Origin of the sequence: Nonomuraea sp. NPDC049646 (assembly GCF_044465525.1) — a bacterium.
Classification (GTDB): Bacteria; Actinomycetota; Actinomycetes; order Streptosporangiales; family Streptosporangiaceae; genus Nonomuraea.
Window position 1 is genome coordinate 35,158 of sequence record NZ_JBITLU010000015.1, and the last position, 14,188, is coordinate 49,345.

A 14,188-nucleotide genomic window follows, 5' to 3' on the forward strand; every position below is an offset into this window, starting at 1 on the left:
ATATCGCGATAGGTAGGATAAAACCCGGGATCTCGGCTTAAGGGAGAAACGGGTGGCGCGGCGGCGGCTGGTCCTGGTGGTGACCGTCCTGGTCGTCCTGCTGGCGGGCGCGGCGTCGATGCCGTTGTCGACGTTCGTGCCGTCCAGGATCGTGCGCATCGCGTACGAGATCGAGCGGTACGACATCACGTACTCGTGGGGCGGCGGCCACGGCGAGCGGCCCGGCCCCACGAAGGGCACCTGCCTGGGCTACAGCGGCCGGATCAAGCCCTGCCCGGCCGCGCGCACCCGCGGCCTCGACTGCTCCGGCCTGGCCCGATGGGTGTACGCCCTGGCCAACGGGAGGGACGTGCTCGGCCCCGGCAACACCGACGACCACGTACGCAGGATGCGACCCGTCGAGCGGGCCTTGCCGGGCGACTTAGTCTTCTTCGGAAAAATCACGAAAAATAAGATCAAGACGCATCATGTGGGCATCTATCTGGGTCGTGGGAAGATGATGAACGCACCTGAGACGGGGGCTTCGGTGCGTATTGACGATATCGGGCGAAGATCTGACTTCGCGGGCTTCTACCGGTACTGAAAGCGGGCGCTACCGGTACTGAAAAGGGTGCCATGCTCCAGTTACACCTCCTTGGACCGCTCCACGCCACCATGGACGGCCGCCGGCTCGACCTCGGCTCCGCCCGGCAGCGCGCCGTGCTCGCCCGCCTGGTCGCCGCCGACGGCCAGGTCGTCTCGACCGACCGGTTCATCGAGGACCTGTGGCAGGGACAGCCGCCGCCCAAGGCGCTGGCCGCGCTCCAGGTCTACGTCTCGAACCTGCGCCGCGTCCTCGAACCCGACCGGCCGCCGCGCGCCCCCGCCGGAGTGATCGTCAGCGCCCCGCCCGGCTACCGGCTCTGCCTGCCCGACGAAGCCGTGGACGCCTGGCGGCTGCCCGGCCTCATCGACGCGGCCGGCGCGGCACTCAAGCGGGGCGCGGGCACCGTCGCCCACGACCTGCTCGACCAGGCGCTCGGCCTGTGGACGGGCCCCGCCTACGCCGAGTTCACCGAGGAGTGGGCCGCGCCCGAGGCGGCCAGGATGGCCGAGCTCAGGCTCGTCGCCGTCGAGTACCGCGCCGAGGCCGCGCTGCTGATGGGCCGGCACGCCGAGGCCGTGCCGGAGCTGCGCGGCCACGCCGACGCCCACCCGCTGCGCGAGAACGCCGTCCGCCTGCTGGCCCTGGCCCTCTACCGGTCCGGCAGCCAGGCCGAGGCGCTGGCCGTGCTGCGCCACGCTCGCGAGAACCTGGCCGAGGAGCTCGGCGTCGATCCGGGCCCGGCCCTGCGCGCGCTCGAACAGGACATCCTTCGCCAGTCCGAGTCCCTGCACGCGCCCGAGGTCATCGAGCACGTCCAGGAACGGCCCGTGGCCGCGCAGGAGCCCTCGATCGTGGGCCGGGCCCGCGAGCTGGCCGCGCTGCGGGAGGAGGCCGTGCGGCCGCTTCGTCGCACGGTCTGGCTGGGCGGCGAGCCGGGCGCGGGCAAGAGCGCGCTCGCCGAGGCGTTCGCGGCCGAGCTGGCCGAGCGCGGGTGGCGGGTCGCGTTCGGACGCTGCCCGGAGATCGACGGTGACGCGCCGCCCGCCTGGGCGTGGAGCGAGATCGTCCGGCAGCTCGCCGCCGTACGGCCGCCCGCCGCCGCCGACGCGGCCCGCCTGGCCCCCCTCCTGAACGACGGCGTCGCCATCCAGAACCAGTTCCAGCTCGCCAGGGCCGTGGCCGGCTACCTGGCGGGCTGCGCGCCGCTGCTCGTGGTGCTCGAAGACGTCCACCGGGCCGACGGCGAGACCCTGCACCTGCTGCGGCACCTGGACCCCGCCGCGCGGATCCTGGTCGTCGCCACCTACCGCCCGGCCGAGACCACCGAGGACCTGTCCGCCACCCTGGCCGCGCTCGCCACCGGCAGCAGGCACGTCGAGCTTGCCGGGCTCGACGAGGCCGCCGTCGCCACGCTGCTCGAACGCCACTCCCAGCGCGCCGGCCTCGACCCCGCCACCGTCCGGACGGTCCTGGAGCGCACGCTCGGCAACCCGCTGTTCGTCTGCGAGATCGCCCGCCTGCTGGCCTCCGAGGGGCCGCAGGCCGCCGAGGCGCTGCCGCCCGGCGTGCGCGACCTCATCCGCCGCCGCATCACCCGCCTGCCCGCGACCGCCCAGACCGTGCTGCGCAACGCCGCCGTCGTCGGCAGGGACGCCGACGTGGACGTCCTGATCGCGCTGCACGACGGCGACGAGGACACCGTCTTCGACGGCCTGGAGGCCGGCGTCATGACGGGCCTGCTGGCCGAGCCGGGACCGGGCCGCGTCAGGTTCACGCACGTCCTGGTCAGGCAGGCGCTGTACGAGGACACCGCGCGGATCCGCCGGACCAGGCTGCACGGGCGCGTGGTGTCGGTGCTGGAGCGGCTGCGGCCGAACGACGTGGCCGCCCTGGCCCACCACGCGCTGGAGGCCGCCGCGCCGGACGCCGTGCGGTACGCCAGGGCGGCGGCCGTCCAGGCGTCCGGCCTGCACGCGCACCGCGAGGCGGCGGCGCTGTGGCGCGCCGCGCTGGAGTTCGCCACCGACGACGCGACCCGGCTCGACCTGCTGTGCGGACTGGTGTCGGCGCTGGGCCACGCGGGCGACGTGCTGGGCGCGCTGGCCGCCAGGACGCGTGCCGTCGAGCTGGCCGCGCCACGCGGCGCGCTCGCCCGCGCGCTGACCTCCTACGAGGCCCCCGTGGTCTGGACGATCCAGGTGGACTCCCTCTACAACAGGGACTTCATGGAGGCCGTGGAGCGCGAGCTGGCCGCCGGCCCCGACGACGAGACGCGCTGCCGCCTGCTGGCCGCGCTCGTGTTCGAGCTGGAGGGGCACGACGACGACCGCGTGGACGCCGCCGGCGCCGAGGCCGTGGCCCTGGCCCGCCGCCTCGGCCGTCCGGACCTGCTCTGCCTGGCGCTCAACGCCCGCTACTTCGCCGTGCTCAGCCCCGAACGGCGGGACGAGCTGGAGGCCGTCGGCGCCGAGCTGCTGGAGCTGGGCCGCACCCACCGGCTCGTCGGCTACCTCACCCTGGGCCACTGCGCGCTGCTCATGGCCGCACTCGGACGCACCGACCTGGAGGCGGCCAGGCGGCACGCCGACAGCGGCGTGGCGGTGTCCACCAGCGGCCAGCTCGGCATGTCGCTGGCCATCCTGACGCTGTTCGGCGCGCTGCGGAAACTGGTCGAGGGCGAGTTCGACGAGGCGGAGGCCGTCTACACCGGGCTCACCGAGCAGATGGCCGAGCGCGGCGGCGTCAACGCGCGGGCCATGGGCGCTCTGTGCAGGTTCGCCGTCCGGATGGCCCGTGGGAACGTCCGCGACTCCCTCGACGAGCTGGCCGCCATCCGGGAACGCGTGAACAGCGACACCGTGCACGAGATCTACGCCGGGGCGCTGGCGGCCGCGGGCGAGCTCGACGCGGCCCGGCGGGTGTGGCGGCCCGAGTCGTGGTTGCCGCGCAACTACTACTGGCTGATGTGGCAGGCGCTGCGCGGCCAGACCGCCGTCGCCCTGGAGGACCGCGAGGTGGCCGCACGCTCCTACCGCGTCCTGCTGCCGTGGGCGGACGAGCTGGCCGGGATGAGCAGCGGGTCGATCACGCTCGGGCCGGTCGCGCTGGTGCTCGGAGACCTGGCCGAGCTGCTCGGGCTGCCGGCCGACGGCCACTACGCGCAGGCTCTGAAGGTCGCCGAGCGCGTCGGCTCGCCCCACTGGGCGCAGGCGGCCCGCCGCCGCCGGGCGCGCCGCTGAGCGGTCCCGGGAGGCTCACGGCGTGCCGAAGATCAGGGCCTGGCGGCGCCGGTGGCCGCGTCCCATGAGCGCGAGCAGCACGACGAGCACCGGCCCGGCCAGGCGCCGCAGCTCGGCCAGCTCCTCCGGCCGGGCGTACTGGGCGATCCGCGGCAGGTCGAAGCGGGCGTCCCCGCCTTTCCTGACCTCGGTCTCGACCTTCTGCCAGTCCGCCTCCGAGACGTACTTGGCGACGACCGGGAAGATCAGCCGCTCCTCCTCCTCGATGTGCTCGTCCAGCAGGTCGGCGAGCGCGGCCATGGACTTGGCCATCCGCCGGGCCGCCTGCCCGTCGGAGCCGAGCTGGGCGGCGGCCGCCGTGATCTCCTCCAGCAGCGGGTCGAGCGCCGCGTGGTCGTCGGTCAGGTCGCTCAGGTCCACCTCGGCGCCCGCCGAGCGCACGATGACCGGCCACAACACGTTGTCCTCGGCCTGGTGATGGTGGTGGATGCCCGCGCACAGCTTGGCGGTGAACGTCGCGATCGCCCGCAGCCGCTCCTGGCCGGCCTGCTGCTCGCCGGCGGCGATCGCGCTCATCACCTCGGCCAGCCGGCGGGTGTCCGCCCGCATGGCCCGGTGCGTGATGCGGAAGCCGAGCATGTTGGGTGCCATTTCGGTGCTCCTTCTGTCCGTTTGGCACCAGCGTGGGACGCCGCTCTTAGACACCTCTTGGTGCCGACTTGGCATGGCGGTAACGCCTGTGGCGGACGGAAATTGAGAGACCCGGCGGCTAGGGTGTGCCGCTATGGACAGGCGATGGGTCGGCCTCGACGGCGTCGAGGTCGTGCCGGCGGTGCGGGCGGGCCGGCAGGTGCTGCGGGTGCGCAGGAACGGGTGGCTGGTGGCCGACTGCCGTTCGGTGGCGGAGGTGGCCGCGCACGTCGACCTGGCCGATCTGTGCGAGGTGATCGATCTCGGCGCGCGCCGCGGATCCGGCGGCGCGGTGGAGGTCCGTACGAGTTCGCATCATGGCTGAGTGCCGTGTATGGTTACACCTGTCCGCAGCGAGCGGACAGGCCCCTATAGCTCAGTCGGCAGAGCGTCTCCATGGTAAGGAGAAGGTCAACGGTTCGATTCCGTTTGGGGGCTCTTGTAATGAGCAGGTTCGACGCCCGGCCAAGGTGACTTGGGGCCGGGCGTTTCTCGTTGTGCGGGTTGGATGGCGCTTGTCCCGGGGCTTCAGTCAGCCCCAAGAGGGCTCCAAGCACGGGCGTGTTCCATGACGGTCATGAGAAACCTGTTCGCGGCCCGTGGTGTGCGCCGGGCGCTGGCTCTGGCCCTGCTCTCCGTCTCGACCGTGCTGACGATCAGCGTGGCGAGCAGCCCCGCCTATGCGTGGAACCCGGCGAACGACGGCTGGTACAAATGCCAGATCGACGGCAAATGGATGTGGTGCAAGGACCTGTAGGTCCTGCGGGCTCTTCGGTGTCGTACGGCTCCTACGTGCGGCTCTTAGGTACGGCCCCTACGTTCTGCTCTTCCGGCTGCTCTTCCGGGACGCGAAGGCGTGGAGGTCGACCACCTCGACCAGGTCGGCGAGGTCCACGTGGCGGACGATCTGGGCGATGGCGCCGTAGTAGCCGAGGAGGTAGCGGCGGCCGTTCACGGTCTGGGTGACCTTGATGCGCTGCCTCGCGCCGAGGGTGATGATCTCGACGAGGATGCCGCGGGGGCCGTGCCAGCGTGTCACGCCACAACTCTACGCAAAACGGACAAAAGCATAGAATGTGGACCGTCGGGCAGTAGGCCGGTGAGGGTTGGTTGCCCACACCCGAAAGCTCCGGACGCGGGGAAGCGTCCGGAGCTTTCGCATGCCCCGCGTTGCCGCTCGTGTGCGCGGCATCGTCTTGCATGGGCGGGGCCTTGCTTTCGTGTGCGCGGCGTTGTGGCGTTGCGCGGGTTCGACGCTCGGCGCTACGCGGTCTCGTCCAGGGGTGGGTAGGCGAAGTGGCGGGTGTCGGCGAAGGTCTGCGGGCCGGTGAGCCGGTAGCCGTGGGCGGCCTCGCTGGTGGTGTGGTACGGCCCCACGTCCACGGTGTCGGCGATCGACCACACCCCCCTCACCTGCTGCTTGACGACGTAGAGGAACTCGTTGAAGTCGAGTGAGGAGGAGACGAAGGTGTTGACCACGGTCAGCGAACGGCGTCCCGCGGTCAGAGCCAGCGGCAGGTCCACGGACTGGTCCCGCCAGCGGTAGGTGTTCTCGACGGGCAGGGGGTGCCACACGCCGGCGGGGGCGCCGTTCACGGTGATGGCGGCCTGCTGCATGGAGATGCCGGCGTCCAGGCGGCGGATCAGCCGTACGCCGGTGTTGGCGGGGTCCACGGTCACCGTGAACCGGCTCGATCCTCCATGGCCGAAGGCGCGCCCGTCGTCCGAGACCGGCCGTCCGAGCGCGAAGGGCTGTGCATGCCGCGGCGCCACCCACAACCCGACCACCACCCCAACCCCGACCGCCCCGACGACGACCAAAACCCCCATCCCAACCCCCCTCCACCGCCCCCACCTCGTCCCACCCGACGCCCCCACCCGTCCGGCAGTGCCCCCCACCCCACTCGCAGGGGCCACCACCCCACCCGCAGGGGGCATCACTCCGCCCGCAGATGCCGTCACCCCACTCGCCGGTGTCGCAACCCCGCCCGCGGTGGGTGCTACCACCCCGCCTGCCGGAGACGCCGCCCCGCCTGCCGTGGCGACCACCCCACCCGCCGGAGTCGCTGCCCCACTTGCCGGTACGCCTGGCCCGCCGCCGACCGGGGAAGCGTCGGCGGGAAGGCCATCGACCAGGTAAGCGACACCGGCGGGGAGCCCGCTGGCGGCGGGAACACCGCTTACGGGCAGGGCGGTCCCGAATTCGCCCGTGGGTGGCTCGCCACCAGAACTCCCCTCATCGGGAAGCCGGTCGGCCGGAAGCGCGCCGCCGGAGGGAGCGCCCATCGGGGAAGCACCGAAGGCGACACCCCCGCCGGACAAGCCATCGGAAACCCCATCTTCCGCACCTCCGTCGACGGGGATCCCACTCACCCAAAGACCACCTCCCGGAGCCCCACCCGCTGAAGGCCCCTCGCCAGGCCGACTCCCATCCATCAGCCCTCCGCCTGGCCGCCCCTCACCCGGCCGGCTACCGCCCATCAGCCCTTCGCCTGGCCGCCCCCCGCCCGGAAGGCCCTCAACCATCAGCCCTCCGCCGGGCAGCCCCCCGCTTGGGAGATCACCAATCGGAAGTGCGCTGCCCGGAAGTGCGTCGGCTGGGAGACCGTCGGCCGGAAGTGCGGCGACCGGGGGACCTGCGACTGGGCGGTCCTTGACCTGGGGGCCATCGACGGGAAGACCGCCGCCGGCCTCGGCGCGGCCGTCAACGGGCACGGCGTCAGGCTGGCTCGGCCCCGGAGAAGACGCGGCACCCGGCTGAGGCAGCCCCCCGAGGGGACCGTCATGCGAATGGACGGAGGCGAGGTCAGGAACCCCGAAATCCTCGAAGGACGGAACGCCGGGAGACAGCGCCGTCCGGGCGAGCAGGAAACCGGACGGGGGCATGCGGTTGATCCGTACGCGCTCCCAGGCCCGTTCCCACTCCGGCACCCGATGCTCGGGCACCCCGCAAGCCCGCAGGAACGTCACCATCACCGCCTTCTTCGGAAACCGCCGTCCGGCCAGCATGTCCGCACAAGTCGCCCGGGGGAGCCGGGGCCCGCCCGCCCTGTCCGCCCGCGCCTGGAGCTCCCGCAGCGACACGTCCGCCCGCGCGAACTGCTCGGCGAGGAGCCTCACCAGACCCTCGTGACAGCTCACCGACTCCACGCCGGGTTCCGCGCCTTCCTGGTCCTCGCCCATCGCCCCTCTCCCCGACCGGCCGCCTTCTGTCCGACAGTGTACGAACGATGACCGTACGTGTCCGGGGGGATTTCAGGGACGTCCGAGCCCGGCTCGCGGGTGGACGACTCCGGCCGAGTCTGTCCGCCCTGCTGTTGGACACCGGCGCTCGGTCGCTTTCCTGGCATTCGAGCGCAGACCAGCGCCGAAACCCCGAGCAGCACAAGCAGAACGAGCAGAAGAGGAAGACGACATGAACAGGAAACTGGCACTCGCCGCCGGTGTCGCCGCTGTCCTTTCCGGGCTTGTCATCCCGTCCGCCCCCGCCTCGGCCGGCAGCCTCCAGTGCAACAGCGGCCGGGCCCCGGAGGACGGCTACGTCGGCCGCGCCGACTGCCACAACCCGACCGGCCAGACCTGGGTGTATCGCGCCGTGATCACCTGCGGCTGGAGCCCGGACGTCGTCGGCCCGTGGGTCACGCTCGGGCCCGGCGCCTCGGGCAGGTCCGAGGGCAAATGCGCAAGCTGGGGCAGCGGCGTCGGCGCCGTAGGCGTGGACGAACGCCAGGCATGAGACCCCCACGTCCGCCCAGGGCTGTCCGCCCAGGGCTGTCCGCTCTGACAGCTTTGCCACTGCGTTGGCTTTGACTGCGCGACACCTTCGGGTGGGCGCAGGGTCCGCTGCGGGCCCTCTCTGCCGCTGCGTCGGCGTCCGCCGCGGACACCCCTCCAACACCCGCGCGGGGTTCGTCCCACGCGGGGAGGCGCGCCGCCGGCGTTCGCCGGGGGCACGCCCGTTCACCGTACGGACGGGCGTCGCCGGCGGCCGCCGGGAGGGCCTTCCGACCAGTGCGTGGACGGACGTCGCCGGTGTGCGTCCGCTGCTGCGTGCCTGGTCCGGGGGTTCGCGTCGGCAAAGGGGGGCTGCTAGTGTGGCGGTGGCCTCCGCGGGTGATTCCCCAGGCGAGACCCAGGTGGCATGATCGGATTTCGGTTGTCGGAGGTTCCTGGGGCATACTGGTAGCACCCCACCCGATCAGGTGAGTTACTAATGTGCTCCCAGCTTCGGGTATCCTCTACGGGCCGGGAGTTTCCGGCCAAGGCGGAGTAGCTCAGTCAGGCAGAGCAAACGGCTCATAATCGTTGTGTCGCCGGTTCAAGTCCGGCCTCCGCTACTACCCAATCCCAGGTCGGTCGGCCTGGGTACGGGTGTGTCCATGTCCCGAACGTAGAAAGGCACTCCCAAGTGGCTGCCACCGACGTTAGGCCGAAGATCACGCTGGCCTGCCAGGAGTGCAAGCACCGCAACTACATCACGCGGAAGAACCGGCGCAACGACCCGGATCGGCTTGAGCTGAAGAAGTACTGCCCGAACTGCCGCTGCCACCGCGCGCACCGCGAAACCCGCTAGCGGTACTTCTGCCTCCATATCGCACAACCGGCGTCCCGGACGGGGCGCCGGTTTGTCGTGTTCTCCCTGCTTTGAGGCGCCTTTCTAGGCGCTGACCCCGGCTCCAACCTCGGCCCCGGCTTCAATCCCGGCCTCCGCTCCAACCTCGGCCCCGGCTTCAATCCCGGCCTCCGCTCCAATCCCGGCCCCGGCTCCGACCTCGGCCCCAGCTCTGGCCCAGACCCGACCCCGGCCGGGCCCCGGCAAAAAGCACGCCATGAGCGGCGACAGCCGAACCTTGTTCTGTTACCGTCTGCCTCAGCAGCGCTCGTTGAAGACATACGAGGGAGCACTGATGGCCTTGAACCGTGACTTCGTGGGCAGGACCTACCCATCCGCCGCCCCGTACGAGGTCAGCCGGGTGAAGATCAAGGAGTTCGCGGCGGCGATCGGCGACAACAACCCGGTCTACCGCGACAGGGAGGCCGCCAGGGCCGCCGGATACCCCGACGTGATCGCGCCGCCCACGTTCCCCATCGTGTTCAGCCTGCAGGCGGGCGGCGAGGCGCTGGTCGACCCCGAGCTGGGCCTGAACCTGGCGATGGTGGTCCACGGCGAGCAGCGGTTCGAGTACGTCCGGCCAGTCTGCGCGGGCGACGAGCTGGTCACCACCGCGACGATCACCGACATCAGGAGCGTCGGGCGCAACGAGCTGCTGACGATCAGGAGCGACGTGACGACGGTCGCCGGAGAGCCGGTCTGCACGACCTACAACACGATCGTCGAGCGCGGAGGGGCGGGCTGAGATGGCGGCCACGGTGAGGTACGACGAGGTCGAGGTCGGGCAGGAGCTCCCGGTCGTGGACTACAACGTCCGGCGGCTGAACCTGGTCATGTACGCCGGCGCCTCCGGCGACTTCAACCAGATCCACTGGAACGAGCGCTTCGCCCGGACGGTCGGGCTGCCCGACGTGATCGCGCACGGCATGTTCACGATGGCGCAGGCGGGCCGGTTCGTCACGGACTGGGCGGGCGATCCGGGCGCCGTGCTGGATTTCGGCGTGCGGTTCTCGTCGATGGTGATCGTGCCCGACGACGACCAGGGCGCGACGATCTCGGTCAGCGGGGTCGTCGAGGAGAAGCTGGAGGACAAGCGGGTGGTCGTCGGGCTGACGGCCAAGGCGGGCGACGCGAGGGTCCTGTCGAAGGCGCGTGCGGTGGTACAGCTCTCCTGATCCCGTGATATGTCGGGCGGGTCGCGGGTAGCGCGTGTTGGTATGAGTGAAGTTGCGCGACAGGTCTGGCCCACCGTCCGTTCCATCCCCGTGTCGTCCGTGACCGATGCCAAGCCCCCTGCTCACCTGCGTCCCGCGTCCCCTGAACAGGTGGGGGGCAGCAGCGGCACCGGACGGGACACCACGGGCGGCTCGGCCACCGGCGTCGGCACGGGCCGCGCCCGGCCCAGGGGCGCGGGCGCGCACGGGAACCCCGCCGCCGCGCTGGGTTTCTCCGGCGACCCCGGCCAGCACGGCGACCCCGACGACACGATGCTGCACGCCCAGCGGGTCTGGGACGGCACCCTCGCCACGAACCGCATGGACGACCTGGGCGTCAACACCGAACGCCAGCGCGTCGAGACCAAGGACGTGTCGGTCTCCGCCGGGCTGCTGGTGGACGGCCGGCCCGGGGAGGTGCTGGAGTGCGTCCAGTCGGTGATCGAGCACACCCGCGCCCGGATCCTGGCCCTCGACCTGGGGAACGTCGACGGTGCGGGAGACGTCCTGGACGAGCTGGCCGCACGGTATCCGGAGCGGATCGTGGTGTGGCACGTCGCCGAGACCTCGCGGGCGGCCGGGGGCACGGCGGGGTGGGGGGAGAGCCGTACCAAGCTGTTGCGGCTGGACGAGTCCGAGGTGCACGTGCTGATGGAGACCTCGCTCGCGCTGACGGGGGACGCCTTGACGCCGCTGGTGGCGGCCATCGTGGAAGGGGCGGTGGCGGCGGGGTGGCAGGCGGCCGAGGCCGAGGAGCCCGGCCGGGTGGGGGCGTTGCGCTGTGACCTGATGGCGGTGCGCAGGGCGGCGGCGCTGGGGGCGTTCCCCGAAGGTGCGGAACGCGGCGAGGAGGCCGATCTGGAGTTCTCGCGGGCGCTGGAGGGCGGGCTGGTGGTGCCCGAGGGGCCGCTCCCGGTCCACCGGCTCGGCTCCGCCCACCCCCTCCACAGCTGACTCCCGCCTCGGCCCGTCCTCTGGGGGGCCGATCGGCAGCGTCGCCGCGGGCGGAGGCGCGGGCGCTGCCTGGGCGGGGCTCGGGCTCGGGCGTGTGCACGGGTGAGCGGGCGTCCAGCCCGGGGCGGAGGAAGCGTCGGGCGCTGTTGTCGGAGGGCTGGTTTCCGGCGGAGGTGGGCGTCGGGGGTGGGGGCGGTTGTAGGGAGCTGCGGAGTTCGGGGCGGTGTTGTGGGGGCTGGGGGGCTCATAAGCTTGGGGGCCATGGAGATGCTCGCGTCGCACACCACCCTGGGCCTGGGCGGCCCCGCCCGCGACTTCGCCGAGGCTGTCACGGCGGAGCAGCTCGTGTCCCTCGTCGCCGAGGCCGACATGAACGGGGTGCCGACCCTGGTGCTCGGCGGCGGCAGCAACGTGGTGATCGGTGACGAGGGCTTCGACGGCCTGGTCGTCAAGGTGGCCACCGAGGGCGTGACGGTCTCCAGGGACGGCGAGCAGGTGCTGCTCACGGTCGAGGCCGGCCAGGACTGGGATCCGCTGGTCGAGCGGGCCGTGGCCGAGGGGTGGTCCGGCATCGAGTGCATGTCCGGCATCCCGGGCCTGGTGGGCTCGACGCCGATCCAGAACGTCGGCGCGTACGGCCAGGAGGTGGCGCAGACCATCAGGTGCGTGCGGGCCTACGACCGGCTCACCCGGCAGGTGGTCGACCTGGAGGCGCGCCAGTGCGGGTTCTCCTACCGCGACAGCGCGTTCAAGCGGGACCTGTCGCGGCACGTGGTGCTCGCGGTGACGTACGCACTGGATGTGTCGGACATGTCCGGCCCGGTGGCCTACCAGGAGCTGGCCGGGCGGCTCGGGGTGGAACTCGGCGGCCGCGTGCCCCTCGGGCTGGCCCGTGAGGCCGTCCTGGGGCTGCGGCGGGGCAAGGGCATGGTCTTCGACCCGGCGGCCGACCCCGACAGCCGCAGCGCGGGCTCGTTCTTCACCAACCCGATCCTGACCGCCGAGGAGGCCGCCGAGCTGGCCGGACGCGCTCCCGGGCACCCCCGCTGGGACATGCCCGACGGCCGCGTCAAGGTGCCGGCCGCCTGGCTGATCGAGCAGGCGGGCTTCCCCAAGGGCTACGAGCGCGGCCCGGTGCGCATCTCCACCAAGCACACGCTGGCCCTCACCAACCCCGCGGGCGCCGCCTCCACGGCCGACCTGCTGGGGCTGGCCGTGGAGGTGCGCGACGGGGTGCGGGAGAAGTTCGGCGTGACGCTGGTCAACGAGCCGGTGCTGGTCGGCTGCACACTGACGGCCGAGCCGGTGTCCGAGCCGGTGTCCGAGCCGGTGTCCGAGCCGGTGTCCGAGCCGGGGGGCCGACCGGCGGAATGACGGCTCCACGTGGGCTGTTATGGTGTGTTGGTAATTCCGAAGGGGAGTAGTCCCAATCGTGTGATCGACATACTGGCGCGTGATCGCGCCCGGTCACACGGGCCTTGACGGGCGGACGAGACCTTCGGCCTGGCAGTCATGGACAAAGACGCTGCCGGGCCGAAAGTCGTGCCCGAAGATCCCCCCGGGTGCCTGCTTCCGGTCTGGTCGCGGGGAAGAGGACCGGTTGGAAGCGTTCTGGATCAGTCTCGCGGTCATTTTCGTGGCCGAGCTCGGTGACAAGAGCCAGCTCATGGCGATGACGTTCGCCACCCGTTTCAAGCCTTGGCCCGTGCTCGCGGGCATCACCATCGCCACCACCGTCGTGCACCTGCTGAGCGTGGCCGTGGGCGGTCTGGTCGGGAAGGCGCTGCCGACGACGGCCATCTCGATCGTGGCCGGCATCGCGTTCCTCGGGTTCGCCCTGTGGACGTTGCGCGGCGACGAGCTGACCAAGGAGGAAGAGGACAAGGCGCGCCGGACGACCAGGAACGTCCTGGTCGCGGTGACCGTGGCGTTCTTCCTGAGCGAGCTGGGCGACAAGACGATGCTCGCCACGATCACCCTGGCCACGCAGCACGGCTGGGTCGGCACGTGGATCGGCTCGACCGTGGGCATGGTCGCCGCCGACGCCCTGGCCATCCTGGTGGGCCGCCTGCTCGGCAAGCACCTCCCCGAGAAGGTCATCCGGTACGGCGCCGCCGCCGCGTTCGCGGTCTTCGGCATCGTCCTGCTGGTCGAGGCGCTGATCTAGACGCGCGGTCGGGGCGCTGATCCAGAAGCCTGGTCGAGGCGCTGATCTAGACGCGCGGCAGTCGTCCGTGGATGTCGGCGAGCAGGCCGAGGACGGGCTCGCGGGTCTCCCGGGCGAAGGCGGCCTCCACCGCCCGTGACGCGGGCCCGTCGCCGAGCCAGGCGAGGACCTGGGCGTGGGCGGGGGCGTCGCGATCCCAGAAGGCGTTGGTCAGCCGCTGCCCGGCCAGGTCGTCGGTGACGAAGTCGCGCAGGTGGGCGATCGCCGCCTCGCTCTCCAGCCCGGCCCAGGCGTCGAGGAAGGGCGCCAGGTCGACGCCGGTGGCGGCGACGGCGCACAACACCGTCCCGGCCGGCGGGCGGGACGGATGGCGGCGCAGCGTGCCGAGCCACCACTCGTGCAGGAACGCGGTGACCGCCGCGCGCTCGTCGTCCGGCCAGCCGTGCCAGCCGGCGACGGCGAGCTTGCCGAGGACGATCTCCGGGTCGGGGTAGGAGAACGCGTCGGCGGCCGCGCATTCGAGCAGGCGCGGCAGGAAGTAGCGGAAGGCGGGGACGTCCCCCCACGTGGTGAGCGCCTTGGCCGCGTAACGGGCCAGCGAGCCCGCCTCGATCGCCGGGACAGGGCCGGACAGCAGGCACGCCTGCTCGCCCGGCTCGACGCAGTGGGGGCAGCCGGGCACGCTCGCGGGCCTCGCGACGGCTCCGAACACCTCGTAGAGCCGCC

At 72.0% G+C, this 14,188-nt stretch carries 15 protein-coding genes and 2 tRNA genes; 13 read left to right on the plus strand and 4 right to left on the minus strand.

The annotated features are described in order from the left end of the window. Window positions 1–52: 52 nt before the first annotated feature. Together ACIBQ8_RS36575 and ACIBQ8_RS36580 are read left to right on the plus strand one after the other, a co-directional pair. Window positions 53–583 (plus strand): C40 family peptidase, encoded by a 531-nt coding sequence (locus ACIBQ8_RS36575; RefSeq protein ID WP_397194349.1) that lies wholly within the window; start codon window positions 53–55, stop codon window positions 581–583. 32 nt (window positions 584–615) lie between these two features. After that, complete coding sequence (locus ACIBQ8_RS36580; RefSeq protein ID WP_397194350.1) at window positions 616–3,825, plus strand: BTAD domain-containing putative transcriptional regulator; 3,210 nt, start codon at window positions 616–618, stop codon at window positions 3,823–3,825. Window positions 3,826–3,840: 15 nt separating this feature from the next. Here ACIBQ8_RS36580 and ACIBQ8_RS36585 read toward each other — a convergent pair whose 3' ends face one another. Further along, window positions 3,841–4,476, minus strand: a complete 636-nt coding sequence (locus ACIBQ8_RS36585) for a hemerythrin domain-containing protein (RefSeq protein WP_397194351.1) — start codon at window positions 4,474–4,476, stop codon at window positions 3,841–3,843. 133 nt (window positions 4,477–4,609) lie between these two features. On the opposite strand from ACIBQ8_RS36585, the gene ACIBQ8_RS36590 reads away from it, so the two are divergent. From ACIBQ8_RS36590 to ACIBQ8_RS36600, 3 genes are all read left to right on the plus strand, one after another. Beyond that, entirely contained in the window at window positions 4,610–4,840 is a 231-nt protein-coding gene (locus ACIBQ8_RS36590) for a transposase (protein ID WP_397173156.1), read from the plus strand. Between the two features lie 40 nt (window positions 4,841–4,880). Continuing rightward, window positions 4,881–4,953: transfer RNA gene (locus tag ACIBQ8_RS36595), tRNA-Thr, on the plus strand. Between the two features lie 139 nt (window positions 4,954–5,092). Beyond that, window positions 5,093–5,272: a hypothetical protein gene (locus ACIBQ8_RS36600; protein ID WP_397194352.1), complete on the plus strand. Its 180-nt coding sequence runs from the start codon at window positions 5,093–5,095 to the stop codon at window positions 5,270–5,272. A 57-nt stretch (window positions 5,273–5,329) separates the two neighbouring features. On the opposite strand, the gene ACIBQ8_RS36605 is transcribed toward ACIBQ8_RS36600, so the two are convergent. Further along, the gene (locus ACIBQ8_RS36605; protein ID WP_397194353.1) at window positions 5,330–5,554 is read right to left on the minus strand and encodes a hypothetical protein; all 225 of its coding nucleotides are present in this window, start codon (window positions 5,552–5,554) and stop codon (window positions 5,330–5,332) included. 224 nt (window positions 5,555–5,778) lie between these two features. Then, a complete protein-coding gene (locus ACIBQ8_RS36610) occupies window positions 5,779–6,345 on the minus strand; it encodes a hypothetical protein (RefSeq protein WP_397173161.1) in 567 nt (188 codons plus the stop codon). Window positions 6,346–7,930: 1,585 nt separating this feature from the next. On the opposite strand from ACIBQ8_RS36610, the gene ACIBQ8_RS36615 reads away from it, so the two are divergent. The 8 genes from ACIBQ8_RS36615 to ACIBQ8_RS36650 all read left to right on the plus strand — a co-directional run bounded on the left by ACIBQ8_RS36615 (window position 7,931) and on the right by ACIBQ8_RS36650 (window position 13,462). Continuing rightward, window positions 7,931–8,251, plus strand: a complete 321-nt coding sequence (locus tag ACIBQ8_RS36615; RefSeq protein ID WP_352355753.1) for a hypothetical protein — start codon at window positions 7,931–7,933, stop codon at window positions 8,249–8,251. Window positions 8,252–8,778: 527 nt separating this feature from the next. Next, window positions 8,779–8,852: transfer RNA gene (locus ACIBQ8_RS36620), tRNA-Met, on the plus strand. A gap of 71 nt (window positions 8,853–8,923) precedes the next feature. Next, the gene (gene rpmG / locus ACIBQ8_RS36625; RefSeq protein WP_019632658.1) at window positions 8,924–9,088 is read left to right on the plus strand and encodes a 50S ribosomal protein L33; all 165 of its coding nucleotides are present in this window, start codon (window positions 8,924–8,926) and stop codon (window positions 9,086–9,088) included. A gap of 334 nt (window positions 9,089–9,422) precedes the next feature. Next, a complete protein-coding gene (locus ACIBQ8_RS36630; RefSeq protein ID WP_397173163.1) occupies window positions 9,423–9,872 on the plus strand; it encodes a MaoC family dehydratase N-terminal domain-containing protein in 450 nt (149 codons plus the stop codon). A 1-nt stretch (window position 9,873) separates the two neighbouring features. Next, complete coding sequence (locus tag ACIBQ8_RS36635) at window positions 9,874–10,302, plus strand: MaoC family dehydratase (RefSeq protein ID WP_397173165.1); 429 nt, start codon at window positions 9,874–9,876, stop codon at window positions 10,300–10,302. Between the two features lie 150 nt (window positions 10,303–10,452). Further along, entirely contained in the window at window positions 10,453–11,295 is an 843-nt protein-coding gene (locus ACIBQ8_RS36640) for a hypothetical protein (RefSeq protein ID WP_397173167.1), read from the plus strand. A gap of 261 nt (window positions 11,296–11,556) precedes the next feature. Continuing rightward, the gene (locus ACIBQ8_RS36645; protein WP_397194354.1) at window positions 11,557–12,669 is read left to right on the plus strand and encodes a UDP-N-acetylmuramate dehydrogenase; all 1,113 of its coding nucleotides are present in this window, start codon (window positions 11,557–11,559) and stop codon (window positions 12,667–12,669) included. 226 nt (window positions 12,670–12,895) lie between these two features. After that, a complete protein-coding gene (locus tag ACIBQ8_RS36650; protein WP_397173170.1) occupies window positions 12,896–13,462 on the plus strand; it encodes a TMEM165/GDT1 family protein in 567 nt (188 codons plus the stop codon). 46 nt (window positions 13,463–13,508) lie between these two features. Here the strand turns inward: ACIBQ8_RS36650 and ACIBQ8_RS36655 are convergent, their stop codons facing one another. Further along, window positions 13,509–14,174, minus strand: a complete 666-nt coding sequence (locus ACIBQ8_RS36655) for a hypothetical protein (RefSeq protein ID WP_397194355.1) — start codon at window positions 14,172–14,174, stop codon at window positions 13,509–13,511. Between the last annotated feature and the right edge of the window lie 14 nt (window positions 14,175–14,188).